The organism is Pseudomonas putida, assembly GCF_028682635.1.
In the GTDB taxonomy this organism is placed as follows: domain Bacteria; phylum Pseudomonadota; class Gammaproteobacteria; order Pseudomonadales; family Pseudomonadaceae; genus Aquipseudomonas; species Aquipseudomonas putida_AE.
In genome coordinates, this window is sequence record NZ_JANHLK010000013.1 from 19,204 (window position 1) to 32,365 (window position 13,162).

At 62.2% G+C, this 13,162-nt stretch carries 12 protein-coding genes; 3 read left to right on the forward strand and 9 right to left on the reverse strand.

What is annotated here, in order from left to right; genetic code table 11:
• The 4 genes from NPS56_RS17315 to NPS56_RS17330 form a co-directional block, all read right to left on the reverse strand.
• Complete coding sequence (locus tag NPS56_RS17315; protein WP_274075715.1) at nt 1-249, reverse strand: hypothetical protein; 249 nt, start codon at nt 247-249, stop codon at nt 1-3.
• A 130-nt stretch (nt 250-379) separates the two neighbouring features.
• Nucleotides 380-1,201: a DUF3618 domain-containing protein gene (locus NPS56_RS17320; protein WP_274075716.1), complete on the reverse strand. Its 822-nt coding sequence runs from the start codon at nt 1,199-1,201 to the stop codon at nt 380-382.
• Nucleotides 1,198-1,629: a phage holin family protein gene (locus NPS56_RS17325; protein ID WP_274075717.1), complete on the reverse strand. Its 432-nt coding sequence runs from the start codon at nt 1,627-1,629 to the stop codon at nt 1,198-1,200. The genes NPS56_RS17320 and NPS56_RS17325 overlap by 4 nt, the downstream gene beginning before the upstream one ends.
• On the reverse strand, nt 1,629-2,267 hold the full coding sequence (locus NPS56_RS17330; protein ID WP_274075718.1) for a hypothetical protein: 639 nt from the start codon (nt 2,265-2,267) through the stop codon (nt 1,629-1,631). Before NPS56_RS17330 ends, NPS56_RS17325 begins: the two co-directional genes overlap by 1 nt.
• A 233-nt stretch (nt 2,268-2,500) precedes the next feature.
• On the opposite strand from NPS56_RS17330, the gene glgX reads away from it, so the two are divergent.
• Complete coding sequence (gene glgX, locus NPS56_RS17335; protein WP_274075719.1) at nt 2,501-4,675, forward strand: glycogen debranching protein GlgX; 2,175 nt, start codon at nt 2,501-2,503, stop codon at nt 4,673-4,675.
• A 947-nt stretch (nt 4,676-5,622) separates the two neighbouring features.
• On the opposite strand, the gene NPS56_RS17340 is transcribed toward glgX, so the two are convergent.
• Entirely contained in the window at nt 5,623-6,579 is a 957-nt protein-coding gene (locus NPS56_RS17340) for a threonine dehydratase (RefSeq protein ID WP_274075720.1), read from the reverse strand.
• A 96-nt stretch (nt 6,580-6,675) separates the two neighbouring features.
• Here NPS56_RS17340 and NPS56_RS17345 point away from each other — a divergent pair, with 96 nt between their 5' ends.
• On the forward strand, nt 6,676-7,494 hold the full coding sequence (locus NPS56_RS17345) for a helix-turn-helix transcriptional regulator (RefSeq protein WP_274075721.1): 819 nt from the start codon (nt 6,676-6,678) through the stop codon (nt 7,492-7,494).
• A gap of 2 nt (nt 7,495-7,496) precedes the next feature.
• Here NPS56_RS17345 and NPS56_RS17350 read toward each other — a convergent pair whose 3' ends face one another.
• On the reverse strand, nt 7,497-8,192 hold the full coding sequence (locus NPS56_RS17350; RefSeq protein WP_274075722.1) for a tRNA (adenine(22)-N(1))-methyltransferase: 696 nt from the start codon (nt 8,190-8,192) through the stop codon (nt 7,497-7,499).
• A gap of 200 nt (nt 8,193-8,392) precedes the next feature.
• On the opposite strand from NPS56_RS17350, the gene NPS56_RS17355 reads away from it, so the two are divergent.
• Nucleotides 8,393-8,692: a hypothetical protein gene (locus NPS56_RS17355; RefSeq protein WP_274075723.1), complete on the forward strand. Its 300-nt coding sequence runs from the start codon at nt 8,393-8,395 to the stop codon at nt 8,690-8,692.
• A 169-nt stretch (nt 8,693-8,861) separates the two neighbouring features.
• Here the strand turns inward: NPS56_RS17355 and NPS56_RS17360 are convergent, their stop codons facing one another.
• From NPS56_RS17360 to NPS56_RS17370, 3 genes are all read right to left on the reverse strand, one after another.
• Nucleotides 8,862-10,358 carry a diguanylate cyclase domain-containing protein gene (locus NPS56_RS17360; protein ID WP_425313634.1) on the reverse strand — a complete coding sequence of 499 codons (1,497 nt, stop codon included), beginning with the start codon at nt 10,356-10,358 and terminating at the stop codon, nt 8,862-8,864.
• 66 nt (nt 10,359-10,424) lie between these two features.
• Nucleotides 10,425-12,044, reverse strand: coding sequence for a mechanosensitive ion channel family protein (locus NPS56_RS17365; protein WP_274075725.1), 1,620 nt, complete (start codon nt 12,042-12,044; stop codon nt 10,425-10,427).
• 88 nt (nt 12,045-12,132) lie between these two features.
• Nucleotides 12,133-13,149 carry a succinylglutamate desuccinylase/aspartoacylase domain-containing protein gene (locus NPS56_RS17370; RefSeq protein ID WP_274075726.1) on the reverse strand — a complete coding sequence of 339 codons (1,017 nt, stop codon included), beginning with the start codon at nt 13,147-13,149 and terminating at the stop codon, nt 12,133-12,135.
• Nucleotides 13,150-13,162: the final 13 nt, after the last annotated feature.

Below are 13,162 nucleotides of genomic sequence, written 5' to 3' on the forward strand. Positions count from 1 at the left end.
TCAGTGATAGTCCTCTCCCGCTACGGCGCGCAGAAACGCCTCGTCCGCCTTTATTCGCAAATCGCGCCACTCTTGCCAACTGACAATGCGCTGGCGATCCATCTCATCCGATTGGCGCAGCAGTTCTTCGTGATAGGCATCGGGAGATTCCATGCGCAGCGCGATGTCATCGAGTGCTCGATGCCAGGCGTCCAGTGCACACAATCTTCGTTCCTGGGACGGCGTCAGCTGGTTCTTGAAGGCGTTCATGGCAGTGCAATCCCGGAGTCATTTTCTGAATGGATCAACAGGGTTCGAGCCAGGTTCACGAGGGCCGACCAGAGGTGCCTGCTGCAAAAAGGGAGGCCGGCATTCGACCTCCCGCTTTGCACGCGACGCCTTACGACGTCCCCAGTCCACGGGACAGATCGGCCGGTTGACTGGCTACTGAGTGGCCATTCCCTTGCGGCTTCTCCACTTCCGCGTTTTCCGTGGTTTTAGTCACTGTATCGCGGACCGCTTCGTAGCCCTCCCGCGCCTGCTGCTTGACCTTGTCGGCCAGCCCGGCGCTGGTCTTGCCCATGTAGCGCTGCTCGGTGGCCGTCGAGGGTAACGCCGCCCCCAGCATGGCTCCCAAGGCGATGCCCGCGGCGGCAACCATCAGCGGCTGTTCCTTGAGCAACTGGCTGACTTGATTGCTCATCACCTGCGTACTGCGCACCAGGCGGTCGCTGGCGTCATGCATGGCATGGCTGATGTTTTCGCTGGCAGCGCCCAGGTTGTCGCCCAGGTGCGCCGCTTTGTCTTTCACACTCTGGTAGCCCTCCTTCAAGGTGTCCGCCGTCTCGTGCAAGTGCTCGCGCGCACTGTCGATGCCCTCGCCCAGGCCTTCGGTCCACTCCCCGACCTTGTTCCGTGTGGGGGCTACGGGATAAGCCGGACGAGGAGTCGGCGGACGGTTCTGGCTCATCATCAGCCATAACAGACCCACCGACGTCACTACCGCCGGGACGGGATTGTTGCGAACGCTGGTGCCCAGGTTGCTCAGGAACGTCGTGCCGTTGCTCTGCATGAACGACAACGCCTGGTCGAAAAACTGTCCCGGGGTGAATTTGCTTTCCAGCGCGTCGACGATGTTGCCGATGCTGGCACGCTGGGCATCGATTTCCCGCTCGATGGTCTCGGGGCTTTTTTGCGACTCGATGTCGAATTCAGTGGTCATGAGACTTTCCTCCGCAGCGCTTCCTGGTCTTTGTTCAAGGCGTCCAGCGTGCGATCTGGCTTGAAGTGGGACGGCTCGAACTGTTTTTTTCCGGACTGCAGCATGGCGAACCCCACGATCATCACCACGACACCAACGATGAGCGCAGCCAACCACGGCGCCATGAACATGCTCAAGGCGTAGACAGCGGACATCAGCAGGATGATGAACCCCGCCAGCAGCACGATCGCACCACCGGCGACACCGGCAATGCCGGCCTTCAGCGTCGTGAGGCTCTCCTGCAGCTCGGCCTTGGCCAACGCCAGTTCCTTGGTGAACAGCGCCGGCACTTCGCGAGTCAGCTGACGCAGCAGGCCGACGACCGAAGCGTCAGGCTCCGGGGTGGGCACCGGTCTGACGCCCGGCAAATCTTGATCTTCTCTGTTCATCACAGCGCTCCTTTATAGGGTGTGGAAGCGGGTGTCGAATTCGTTGCGAAGTCTGATGGATGATCCTGTGCATTCGGCGAGGCTGGCGTGATGCCGGTGGCCAGGCCAGGATTTTCATCAGTACGTGATGGAACGGAGGTTTCGTAGGGGCGTTGCGCGCCGAATCCACCTGACGGCGGCATTGAATGCCCTGCTGCCGGGTCGCCAGCATCGCTGAGCGTCGCCGCCGGCGCGGCCCCGGCCTTGAGAAAACGCGACAGGCCAAAGCCCAGCGCAATGCTGCCGGCAATGAACAATGCCGGGTTGTTGCGCGCCAGTTCGGCGCCGTCATGCAGCAGCTGTTCCGCACTTTTCCCGCGCAGATTGCCCGCCAGCCCGCTCATGGACTCCGCCATGTCCGCGAGGTAGTCGGACATGCCCAGCCTGTCCTTGTCCTGCAGTTCTGAAACGAAGGATTTTGCCCCTTCGGCCAGTGCCTCTATCTGGTCTGCTGCCGTGTCACGGTATTGGCCAAACTGTTCATCCGCCTGCTGCCTTGCTCCGCCAAGCGCCTCCGTTACGTTTTCCTTGAGGTGTTGAAAGTCTGGGGAGTCGGGTTTGTCTGCCTGGCTCCCGGTCGTGCTGTCTGCAGTATTCATGTCGTCCCTCGCCTTCTGATTGAAGAAAAAGCGTTAGCAGGGTTCGCCACGAATCAGCCGCAGCCCCCCTACTGCTGATGACGGAGCGACGTCATGGGGAGTTCCAACAGAATGATGAGTGAGAGGTACATCTCGATCGGGCAGCAAATTTCCTGAACTGTTGCGCGCCGCAGGCTTCTATCGGTAGACCGCGTTGGTCATCCATCCCAGAACCTACTCCGGAGCGCTTGATCATGACGGATCAACCACAGAGCGACAGTGCATCAAGCCAAGAACGTCCCGCCAGCCGTGTCAGCGAGGGGCTGCCCTATCCGTTGGGCGCAACGTGGGACGGCTCGGGCGTCAACTTCGCGATTTTTTCCGCGAATGCCACGAAGGTCGAACTGTGCCTGTTCGACGCCGACGGCCAGGCAGAAATCGAGCGCATCGCCCTGCCGGAATTCACCAACGAGATCTGGCACGGCTACCTGCCCGACGCCCGGCCTGGAACGCTGTATGGCTATCGGGTGCATGGCCCCTACGATCCGGCCAATGGTCATCGATTCAACCCCAACAAATTGCTGATCGACCCCTACGCCAAGCAGATCTCGGGTGAACTGCAATGGGACGATGCGCTGTTTGGCTACACCGTCGGCCATGCAGACGGCGACCTGTCATTCGATGAACGCGACAGCGCACCTTTCATGCCCCGCTGCAGGGTCATCGACCCGGCCTTCACCTGGGGCAATAGCGCAAAACCCAACGTGCCTTGGGAAAATACGGTTTTCTACGAAACCCACGTGCGCGGCTTCAGCAAACGTCATCCTTCGGTGCCAGAGCCTGATCGTGGCACCTTCGCCGCTTTCCACCAGAACGACGTGGTGGAATACATCCGCTCACTCGGCGTGACCTCCGTGGAACTGATGCCCGTGCATTACTTCCTCGATGACAACCACCTGCTGGAAAAAGGCCTGCGCAATTACTGGGGCTACAACACCCTGGGCTTCTTTGCCCCCCATGCGCGCTACATGGCGGGTCAGTCGATCGGCGAGTTCAAGATCATGGTCTCGCGCTTTCACAAGGCCGGGCTGGAGGTGATCCTCGATGTGGTCTACAACCACACGGCCGAAGGCAACGAGATGGGGCCGACCCTGTCGCTCAAAGGCATCGACAACGCCAGCTACTATCGACTGATGCCCGACGATGCGCGCTACTACATCAACGACACCGGTACGGGCAACACACTCAACATGAGCCACCCTTGCGTATTGCAGATGGTGACTGACTCCTTGAGATACTGGAGCTCAGAGATGGGCGTGGACGGGTTCAGATTCGATCTGGCGACCATCCTCGGTCGCGAGCCTGAAGGATTCAGTGAGGGCGGTGGCTTTCTCGATGCCTGTCGCCAGGACCCGGTCCTGGCCAAGGTCAAGCTGGTCGCCGAACCTTGGGACTGTGGCCCTGGCGGTTATCAGGTCGGCAACTTCCCGCCGGGGTGGATGGAGTGGAACGACAAGTTCCGGGATGTCTCCCGTGCCTTCTGGAAAGGCGACGATGACATGCTGGGCGACTTCGCCAAGATCTTTCTCGGCTCGGGCGAGCAGTTCAATCGGCGTGGTCGCAAGCCGGCTTCATCGGTCAATTTCATCACCGCCCATGACGGCTTTACCCTCAATGACCTGGTCTCCTACAACGAAAAGCACAACGAGGCCAACGGAGAAGACAACCGCGATGGGCACTCCGATAACAGGTCGTGGAACTGCGGGGTCGAGGGGCCTACCGAGGACCCTGAGATCATCGAACTGCGCTATCGGCAGATGCGCAACCTGCTCGCCACGTTGTTCCTTGCACAGGGTACGCCCATGCTCCTGGCGGGAGACGAGTTCGCCCGGACCCAGGGCGGCAGCAACAATGCCTACTGCCAGGACAGCGAGATCGGCTGGATAGACTGGAATGTGAGTGAACAAAGCAGCGAGCTGCAAGAGTTTGTCCGCTACCTCATCGAGCTGCGCAACCGCCACCCATTGCTGCGGCGAAATCGTTTCTTCACCGGCGAATACGACGAAAGCCTGGGCGTCAAGGACGTCAGCTGGCTGCAGCCGGGTGGCGAGGAAATGGGTGTGGAACAGTGGCATGACGGCAGTAACCGCTGCATGGGAATCCTGCTCGATGGACGTACCCAGACCAGCGGCATTCGCCGCGAAGGCGTGGATAAATCGCTGCTGATCATCGTCAACGCCCATCACGACGTGGTGAATTTCACCCTGCCGGAAGTGCCACAGGGCCAACAGTGGATTTTGCAGCTGGACACCAACCAGGCGCAGCTCGACCCTGGGGAATCGTTTTCGTTTGGCGATGAGTATCAGGTAACGGGCCGCTCGATGCTGATGTTCGAGCTGAAGAAACCTTCGACGAAAAAACGCAAGTAGGACGCCTCAGACAGGGGATGTGCCAGGCACGGCATTTGCGTACAACGCCGATCAACTGTAGGAGCTGGCTTGCCAGCGAAGGCGCCGGGGCAGTCGACATCGATGTTGAATGTCAGACCGCTTTCGCTGGCAAGCCAGCTCCTACAGGGGATCTTCGTCAGACCCGAGATCTTCGCCAAGCACGGAATTTGTGAACGACGCCGACCAATTGTGGGAGCCGGCCTGCCGGCGATGGCAGTAGGACGCCCCAGACAGGGGATGTGCCAGGCACGGCATTTGTGTACAACGCCGATCAACTGTAGGAGCTGGCTTGCCAGCGAAGGCGCCGGGTCAGTCGACATCGATGTTGGATGTCAGACCGCTATCGCTGGCAAGCCAGCTCCTACAGTGCATCCGGTACAGCCGCGAGCAATTGCTTGGCTGTGAGGTCGCCATCGCCGGCAGGCCAGCTCCCACAGGGAATTTTTGCCAGGCACGGAATTTGAGTACGACCCGATCAACTGTAGGAGCTGGCTTGCCAGCGAAGGCGCCGGGGCAGTCGACATCGATGTTGAATGTCAGACCGCTTTCGCTGGCAAGCCAGCTCCTACAGTGCATCCGGTACAGCCGCGAGCAATTGCTTGGCTGTGAGGTCGCCATCGCCGGCAGGCCAGCTCCCACAGGGAATTTTTGCCAGGCACGGAATTTGAGTACGACCCGATCAACTGTAGGAGCTGGCTTGCCAGCGAAGGCGGCGGGTCAGTCGACATCGATGTTGGATGTCAGACCGCTTTCGCTGGCAAGCCAGCTCCTACAGGGGATCTTCGTCAGACCCGAGATCTTCGCCAAGCACGGAATTTGTGAACGACGCCGACCAATTGTGGGAGCCTGCCTGCCGGCGATGGCAGTAGGACGCCCCAGACAGGGGATGTGCCAGGCACGGCATTTGTGTACAACGCCAATTGCCGTCACCCAATCACTCGCGCATACACTGATCTGTCGATGTTCCCCCCGGACAGAATCACACCCACCCTTTTGCCCCCCATCGTTTCACGCTCCTGTATAAGCGCTGCCAGGGCCGCCGCGCCTGCCCCTTCGGCGAGATTGTGGGTATCGGTGTAATACACGCACATGGCCTCGGCAATCTGCGCGTCTGTGACCGACACGATCCGCGCCGCACCTCGCGCGTAGACGGCAAAGGCTTCAGCAATGGGCTTGCGCACGGCCAGGCCGTCGGCAAAGGTGTCGGCTGACGCGGTTTCGCATATTGCACCCGCTTCAAACGACAACTTCGCGGCCGCCGCTTCACTTGAAACCACGCCCACCACCTCGGTTTTCAGGCCCAGCGCATCGCGGGCGGCGATGACCGCGCAGATGCCCGAGCCACAGCCAATCGGCACGTAGACGGTATCCAGATCCGGCGCGGCCTTGAACAGCTCGAGCGCATAGGTGGCCACGCCTTTGACCAGTTCGGTGTGGAACGGCGGCACCAGGTAGAGGCCATGGGCGCTCGCCAAGCGGGCGGCCTCTTCCCGGGCCTCATCGAAATCGCGACCATACTCGACCACTTCACCGCCAAAGCCGCGCATGGCATTGTTCTTCTCCAGTGAGTTTCCCTGCGGCACGACAATCAGCGAGCGCAAACCCAGTGCGGTCGCCGCCAGCGCCAGGCTCTGGCCATGGTTGCCGCGGGTAGCGGTGACAATGCCCTGCGCCTCGGGATGGGTGCGCTTTAGCCAGTGCATGAAAGTAATGCCGCCTCGCACCTTGAAGGCACCGGTAGGCGTGTGGTTTTCGTGCTTGACCCACACCGTGCAACCCAACCGCTCGGCCAGCAAGGGCCAGGCGTACTGCGCGGTGGCAGGCATTACCTGGTAGACCAGGCCGGCAGCTTGTTCGATATCGTCGCGAGTCAGTCTGTACATGAGGCGTCTCCCTGAGGTGTTGCCCAGTGTAGACACGGGCGCCACTGGCCGGCTTTCAGAAAACCGACCTGACTTTTGCGGCCTCTTTTCTCTACTATGGTGTTCATGAACCGTCACAACCGCCAGCAACCACCCTTCCCGTCTGAACCGGTGCGCCGCATCGAGGCCGGGCCCTGGGCGATCGAACTACTGCCCGGCAGCGCCTACGCGACCCGCTATGTCGCGACCCAGTCGGCAATTGGCTTCGCTTTCGACAGCCAGCAAGGCCTGCACGCCATCGGCAGCGATCGGGTGTTGCCCTTCGTCGCGATGCCCAACGGCCTGGCGTTTGTCCCTGCGGGGTGTGATGTGTTGTCCGAATCCCCCACGGGCGGTGAGTACCTGCGGGTGCTGCGCACCGACGGTTTGGCGCTGCCGGGGCATCGTGCCTTCAACAATCGCATCGATCCGCAAGCGACCGCCCTCGCCCTACGCATGCGTGGCGCGCTTTTGCAGCCCAGAGTGGCGGACGATTGGGAAGCGTGGGCCCTCGCATTGGCTGAACGGGCCCAGGGTAACGAAGCGCTATCGGCACCGCTGCAGGGCTCGATAACCGCCAGCCGCATGCGCTTGCTCGATGAATTCATCGACGCCGGCCTCGGCGGTCCGCTGGGTGTACAGGCGATGGCGCAGTTGCTCGGATTGTCCGAAGGCTATTTCATGCGGGCCTTCAAGACCGCGACGGGTAGAAGCCCCCACAGTTACCTGATCGACCGCCGCCTCGCCAAGGCGCGGACCCTGATGCGCGACTCGACCGCGCGGCTGGCGGAGATCGCCCACGCCTGCGGTTTCAACTCCCAGGCGCACATGACGACCGCTTTCAAGCAGCGCCTTGGCGTGAGTCCGGCGCAGTTGCGTGAAAGCACGCGGTACTAGGCTCAAGCCAGCAGCTCGGTGATCCACCGGGCCTGCCGTGCAATCTCCTGCACCTTGTCCTCAGGCACCGCCTGCCGCGCCCGGCCGAAATGGCTCAGGGTCTTTTGCTTCACGCGCAGCATTCGCTGCCACTTGACCAGGAACGCCGGGCTGCGGGCCTGTATCTGCAGCGGGCCGAAGTACAGCTCCTCGGCGCTATACACCACCGGTCCGGTACGCTCGGCGACGATGATTTCGTAGTCGAAGCGATTTTCCCGCAGCACTTCCTCGCAGAGGATGCGATAGCCATTGTCCATCAGCCATTGCCGCAGGGGCTGTTCGCCGCCATTGGGTTGCAGGATCAGGCGTTCCTGGCCGCTAAGGTGTGCCTTGCCGCTGTCGAGGATGTCGCGGATCGTCTCGCCACCCATGCCGCACAGGGTGATCGCCGTGATCCCGTCTCCCGGCTCGATCGCCGCCAGGCCATTGGCCTGGCGTACGGTGATCCGTTGCGCCTGGCCACTCTCGCGCACGGTGCGTTCGGCCGCGTGGAACGGCGTCAACGCCACCTCGCCGGCCACCGCCGCTGCGATGACACCACGGCGCATCAACGCCACCGGCAGGTAGCCGTGATCCGAGCCGATATCTGCCAGGCGCGCCCCGACGGGCACATGCGCCGCCACGCGCTCCAGGCGCATGGACAATGTCTGTTCGTTCAACTGCAGCCCCTTTTTCACCGCGAACGTCCGGCACCTTTGGCCGAAACGGAGGCGATTCTGTCGGGTAATGCCGTGCATTTCAAATCCATGCGACAAGGGCGCCATGACTGTTGATCGGCCGCACGCCCGCCGGGGCCCCGGCCGTCTAGACTGATCAGGCACACCACAGGTTTCCAGCCGCCTGATCCAGGGGAAACGGGATGACCGCAATCACCGCGAGCCAATGCATGTCATGGGTCCTGCCCTCCCTTATCGCCATCAACCTGGTGCTGACGGCGGGATGTTCAGGCAAGTCCTCCACGGCCCGCTACTCGGCCTCGAACATGGGCTCAAGCTGCTATGCCAAGGCACTGCCCACTGCCGGCGAGGGTGGTCTCGCCTGGGGCAACACCTTGAGCATCGCGCGGCAGAAATCCTTGAATAACTGCATACGTTATGCCGGCCGGTCGGGTGGCACACCCCGTACCTGCCAGGTGGTGTTGTCGGAGTGCAGGCATTGATCTGGCGGCGTTCGCTCCTGTAGGAGCGAGCTTGCTCGCGAAAAACGTCTGGACAACGCAGTCATTCAGACAGTTCGCGTCATCGTTGACGACCATTGCTGGCAAGCCAGCTCCTACAGCTTGACCGGGGTGCCCCCGTGGGAGGCCGCCTTCGCTGGCAAGCCAGCACTTACAGGGCCCTGGTCACGGCAATGCCCTTTCGTCCCAGTTGCTTGACCCCATACATCGCCTGGTCAGCCGCCTTGAGCAAGGTGTCGAGCGTCTGCCCATGCAACGGACACAGGGCAATGCCGATACTGCACGAGAGTGAAATCTCCCCCGCACTGGTAACGATTGACTGACCAATCGCCTCGAACATCTTCGAAGCCTTGACCTCGGCCATATCCGGGTCGGCCAGGTCGGTGACCAGCACCACGAACTCATCGCCGCCATAGCGGGCAACCGTGTCCCCCGTACGCGTGGCCCCCAGCATGCGACTGGCCAACGCCCGCAAGACCTGATCGCCGACCTCATGGCCGTAGCGGTCATTGATGTCCTTGAAATGATCCAGGTCGATCAACAGCACCGCAAACGACACCCGGTCGCCCTTCCAGCGGGACAGCGCCTGCTCGAAGCGTTCGGCAAACAGGTAGCGGTTGGGCAGATCGGTGAGCACATCATGGGTGGCCAGGTAAGCCGAGCGCTGGTGCTCGGCGTCTGCCCGCTCGAGCGCCTTGAAATGCCGGATCAGCAGCAGCGGGATCAACACGAACGCCGCACCCAGTATCGCCAGGAGTGCCAAGGCTTGCCCGGTCAGGACGTCGGCCAGGCGCAACTGACGCTCGAACAGCAACGTCATCGGCTGCGAGGCACTGTGAATCTCCACCCGTTCTTCAAGCAGGGGCAGGAAAAAACCATCGATCAATCCGGCATCCGAGGTCCCCGTGGCGAAGACATGGCTTTCCGTGCCGGCGGCGGTCTGCAGCACCGCGCGAATGTGCACCCGCGAGTCGACGTTGGCATGAATCACGGCATCCAGCAGCGAGCCGGTCCTGATCAACAGCAAGGCGACCATGGTGCTGCCAAAGAAATTCGGTCGGGAGCTTTCGCGCACCCGTTCAGGCCGGTTGACCGATTGCATCAGAATGAACGCATCGCCGCCCTCGTACATCGAGAACACCGGCGAGACCACCGGCTTGGGATTGTTGTAGGTGCGGGCCAGCGCATGGGACAGATAGCCGACGGTTTCCAGCCTGACACCGTAGATCGCATTGGCCTCCGACAGCACCGGGTACATGAACAGCACCGGCCAGGTCTCGCGCAGAAAGGCCTGGTGCCGGGCGGGTTGCCGGGTCAGGGTGGGAAAATCCTTGAGGGTGAAGTCCGGTCGCCAGGTGCGGCGCAGCAGCGCTTCGAAGGCTGCCTGCTCGGCCACCGGCACCGCGCGTGCCGCTTCGAGCATGTACAGATGCGGGTACGCCGACATCACCGCGGCGGCATAACGCGCCGCCGCTTCGGTGTCGCTTTGGTCGACCGCCTGGAGAAAAGCGGAAAACCCGGCCAGTACCGCTTCGTTGGTGTCGAGCTGATTGCGCACGATGCCGGAAATGTTCTGCACGTATTCGGAAAAACGCGTTTCCCGCCGTTGCGTCTCGGACTTGAGCAACAACAGCGCAGACATGCCCATCAGGCCTACGGCCAGGAGAATGAAACCGGCGAAAGCACGGTGGCGTCTGGTCACTCGCGGCCCACCTCAGCGCTGCCCTTCTTTCTGCGCCGGGGCGGCATACCACTGGTCCCTGGGCACCCGCTTCTCAAAGTCCGGGTCGCCCAGATAGTGCGGCGACATGATCTGCACCTCGTACTCATTGAACACATCCTGGATATTGGCGTGCAACATGCTCAACAACACCGCGCGCGGGCGTGGCTGGCTGGGGATGGCCTGGGCCACGAGGCGGTATTCGGGATAGAAATCCGACAGGGCCGTCTGGAACACCTGCGCCGGTGGATCAGTGAGGACGCCGGGGGTGCGCCGGGCCGCTTCCAGCAGCATCGCTTCGACCTGGCGCCACGGCGTGTCGTAGCCGATGGTCACCACAGTGTCGACCACGTAACCCGGGCCTTGCACGGTGCGCGAATAGTTCTTGGTGACGGTGGCGGTGATCATTGAATTGGGCAGCGTCAGCACCTCCCCCAGGCCGGTACGAATGCGCGTGGTGAACATGCCCAGTTCAGTCACCGTGCCTTCGTATTCGCCAATGCGCACGAACTCGCCGGGGCGCAAGGTGCGGGTGTAGGTCAGGATCAAACCGGCCGCCGCCTGCCCGACCACACTGGTAGCGCCCAGGGAAATCATCAGGCCGATCAGCACCGACAGCCCCTTGAACGCATCGGTGCCAGCGCCCGGCAGGTAGGGATAGGCCATCGCCAGGGCGAACAGCCAGATGGCCAGCGACGTCAGCCGTTGGGTCGGTTGCAAGGTTTCCTGGTTCAACCAGCTGAAGGTGCCGGGCGTGGCCATGCGCCGCAGGATCCGTCGGGCAAAGGCCGTGGTGCCCCGGGCAATGAAGAAGATTGCCAGGGCCACGCCCAGTCCCGGTATGGCGCCGACGATACCCTCGAACAAGTAACCCGCGACTTCCAGCAGGTAGTTGTTGAGGCTTTCACCCCAAGGCCTGGTGTAGGGAAACCGCGACAGGACAAAACCCAGCCATTCGTAAGTCAGCAACAGCACGACCAGCCAGCGCAGTAACCCCAGCAAGCGGCTGACCAGCGGATACAGGTAGTTGGCATCGAGCACCTGCACCCGCCCGACTTTCAGGGCCTGGGTGTGCCGGTGCATCAGGTCCGGCAGTTTCTTCAGCAAGCGGCGGCGCAGGTAGGCCATGCCCCAGAGCAAGGCGAAATAAATACCGGTGGCAATCGCTGCGCCCGCCAGTGACCGGAAAATCAGATGCAGGCTGCGGGCTTCCCCGGTTTCGGCCACCACCTGGCGCAGCTTGTCGGCGGCACTTTCTGCCGCCTGCCTGACCGATTCGAACTCGCTGGCATCGACATCCTTTGGGGACACGATAAAGGCGCGCTTGGCACCCAGCAGCACCAGGTAGCTGTCCTGGATGGCATCGAGGGTGACCCGCAGGTCGTCCGCGTCATCCAGTGCTTCGTTGATCGCTGTCCTGGCCCGCTTGACCCGGGTCTGCGGCGTTTCACCCAGCAGCGCGCCGCGAAACACCATGATGCTGCGATTGGCGATTTTCAGTTCCGCTGGCGTAGGTGCAGGATCCAGCGGTTTCGCCGCGTCCTCGGCCCACAGCAGTACCGACCAACACATCGCGAACATGACGATCAATGGGGTGAGCAGCCTGCTCCGCATGCATCGATTTCCTTACGTCACAGGGTTCTGGACAGGGGTACGTATCGCAGCGTAGTCCAGCGATGAGCGGTTGTCAGATAGGCGCCACTCAGTTGGGGTCGAGTAACCCACCGCTCCAGTTGCGCGACGGGCGGCTGCCGGTGAACTTCGCCACCCCCATGCCCTGGGCGATCAGGCGATCGCGATAGCGTGTGACCAGGCGCCCGGTCTGCTCGGCATACAGCACCACTTCGGAGGACGGATCGCCGGGGCGGCGCAGGATGCGTGCGAAGCGCTGACCTTGCTCGACCCGATCGCCCAGCTCCTTCTCGAAGATCAGCACCCCAGGCTGCGGCGCAAGAACGGTCTCCATGTGGCCCATCTCCACCGCCTCGACCGGCCAGTCGGCGGGCGCCGCCCCTTCGTCGATCACCCCATAAGCGCAGAGCCAGGCGTAAAGCCCCTGGGCATCCTGTGCGGCGAAACGGTCGCTGACGTCGCCCTGCCCGCGCAGCTCCAGGGTCGCGGCCATGCGGTGCGCGGTCGTGCCCTCGCGCAGCCAGGGTGCAATGATGGTTTCCTCGAAGGAGCCATCGTCGCCGTCATCCCAGATGATCGCCACGTCCATGCGCAGCGCCGCCGCCAGTTCACGGCCACGGGGCCAGAAACTGCGGTGCACATAAAGGTAGGGCAGCGCCTCGTCATCGGTGTGCAGGTCCAGCACCACATCCGCCGGCGCCGCCAGTTGCACCAGTTTCTGTTGCCACACCTGGACAGCGGTCGAAGGTCGCTGCATCGCGGCCGACTGATCGAAACCCCGGTTGAAGTTATGCCCGGTCGCATCGTGATAGCGCCCAAGAATCCGCCCCTGGCGAAACTGGCCGATGCCCAGCGGGTTGGCCTGTGGCACCACCGTCACGCTGCCTTTGAGCCGGCCTTGCGACTCAGCCGCTTCAAGGCGTTGCATCAACAGATGCAGCACCAGCATGCCGGCGATTTCATCGGCATGCACCCCGGCCTGCAAGTGCACCTTCGGTCCACCTTTGGAACCCTCGAAGCGCCAGACTCCGACCTGCACCGGATCGCCATTGTTGTTGCGAACGCTGAACGAAATATCCTGCGCCATCCGTTTGTCCTCC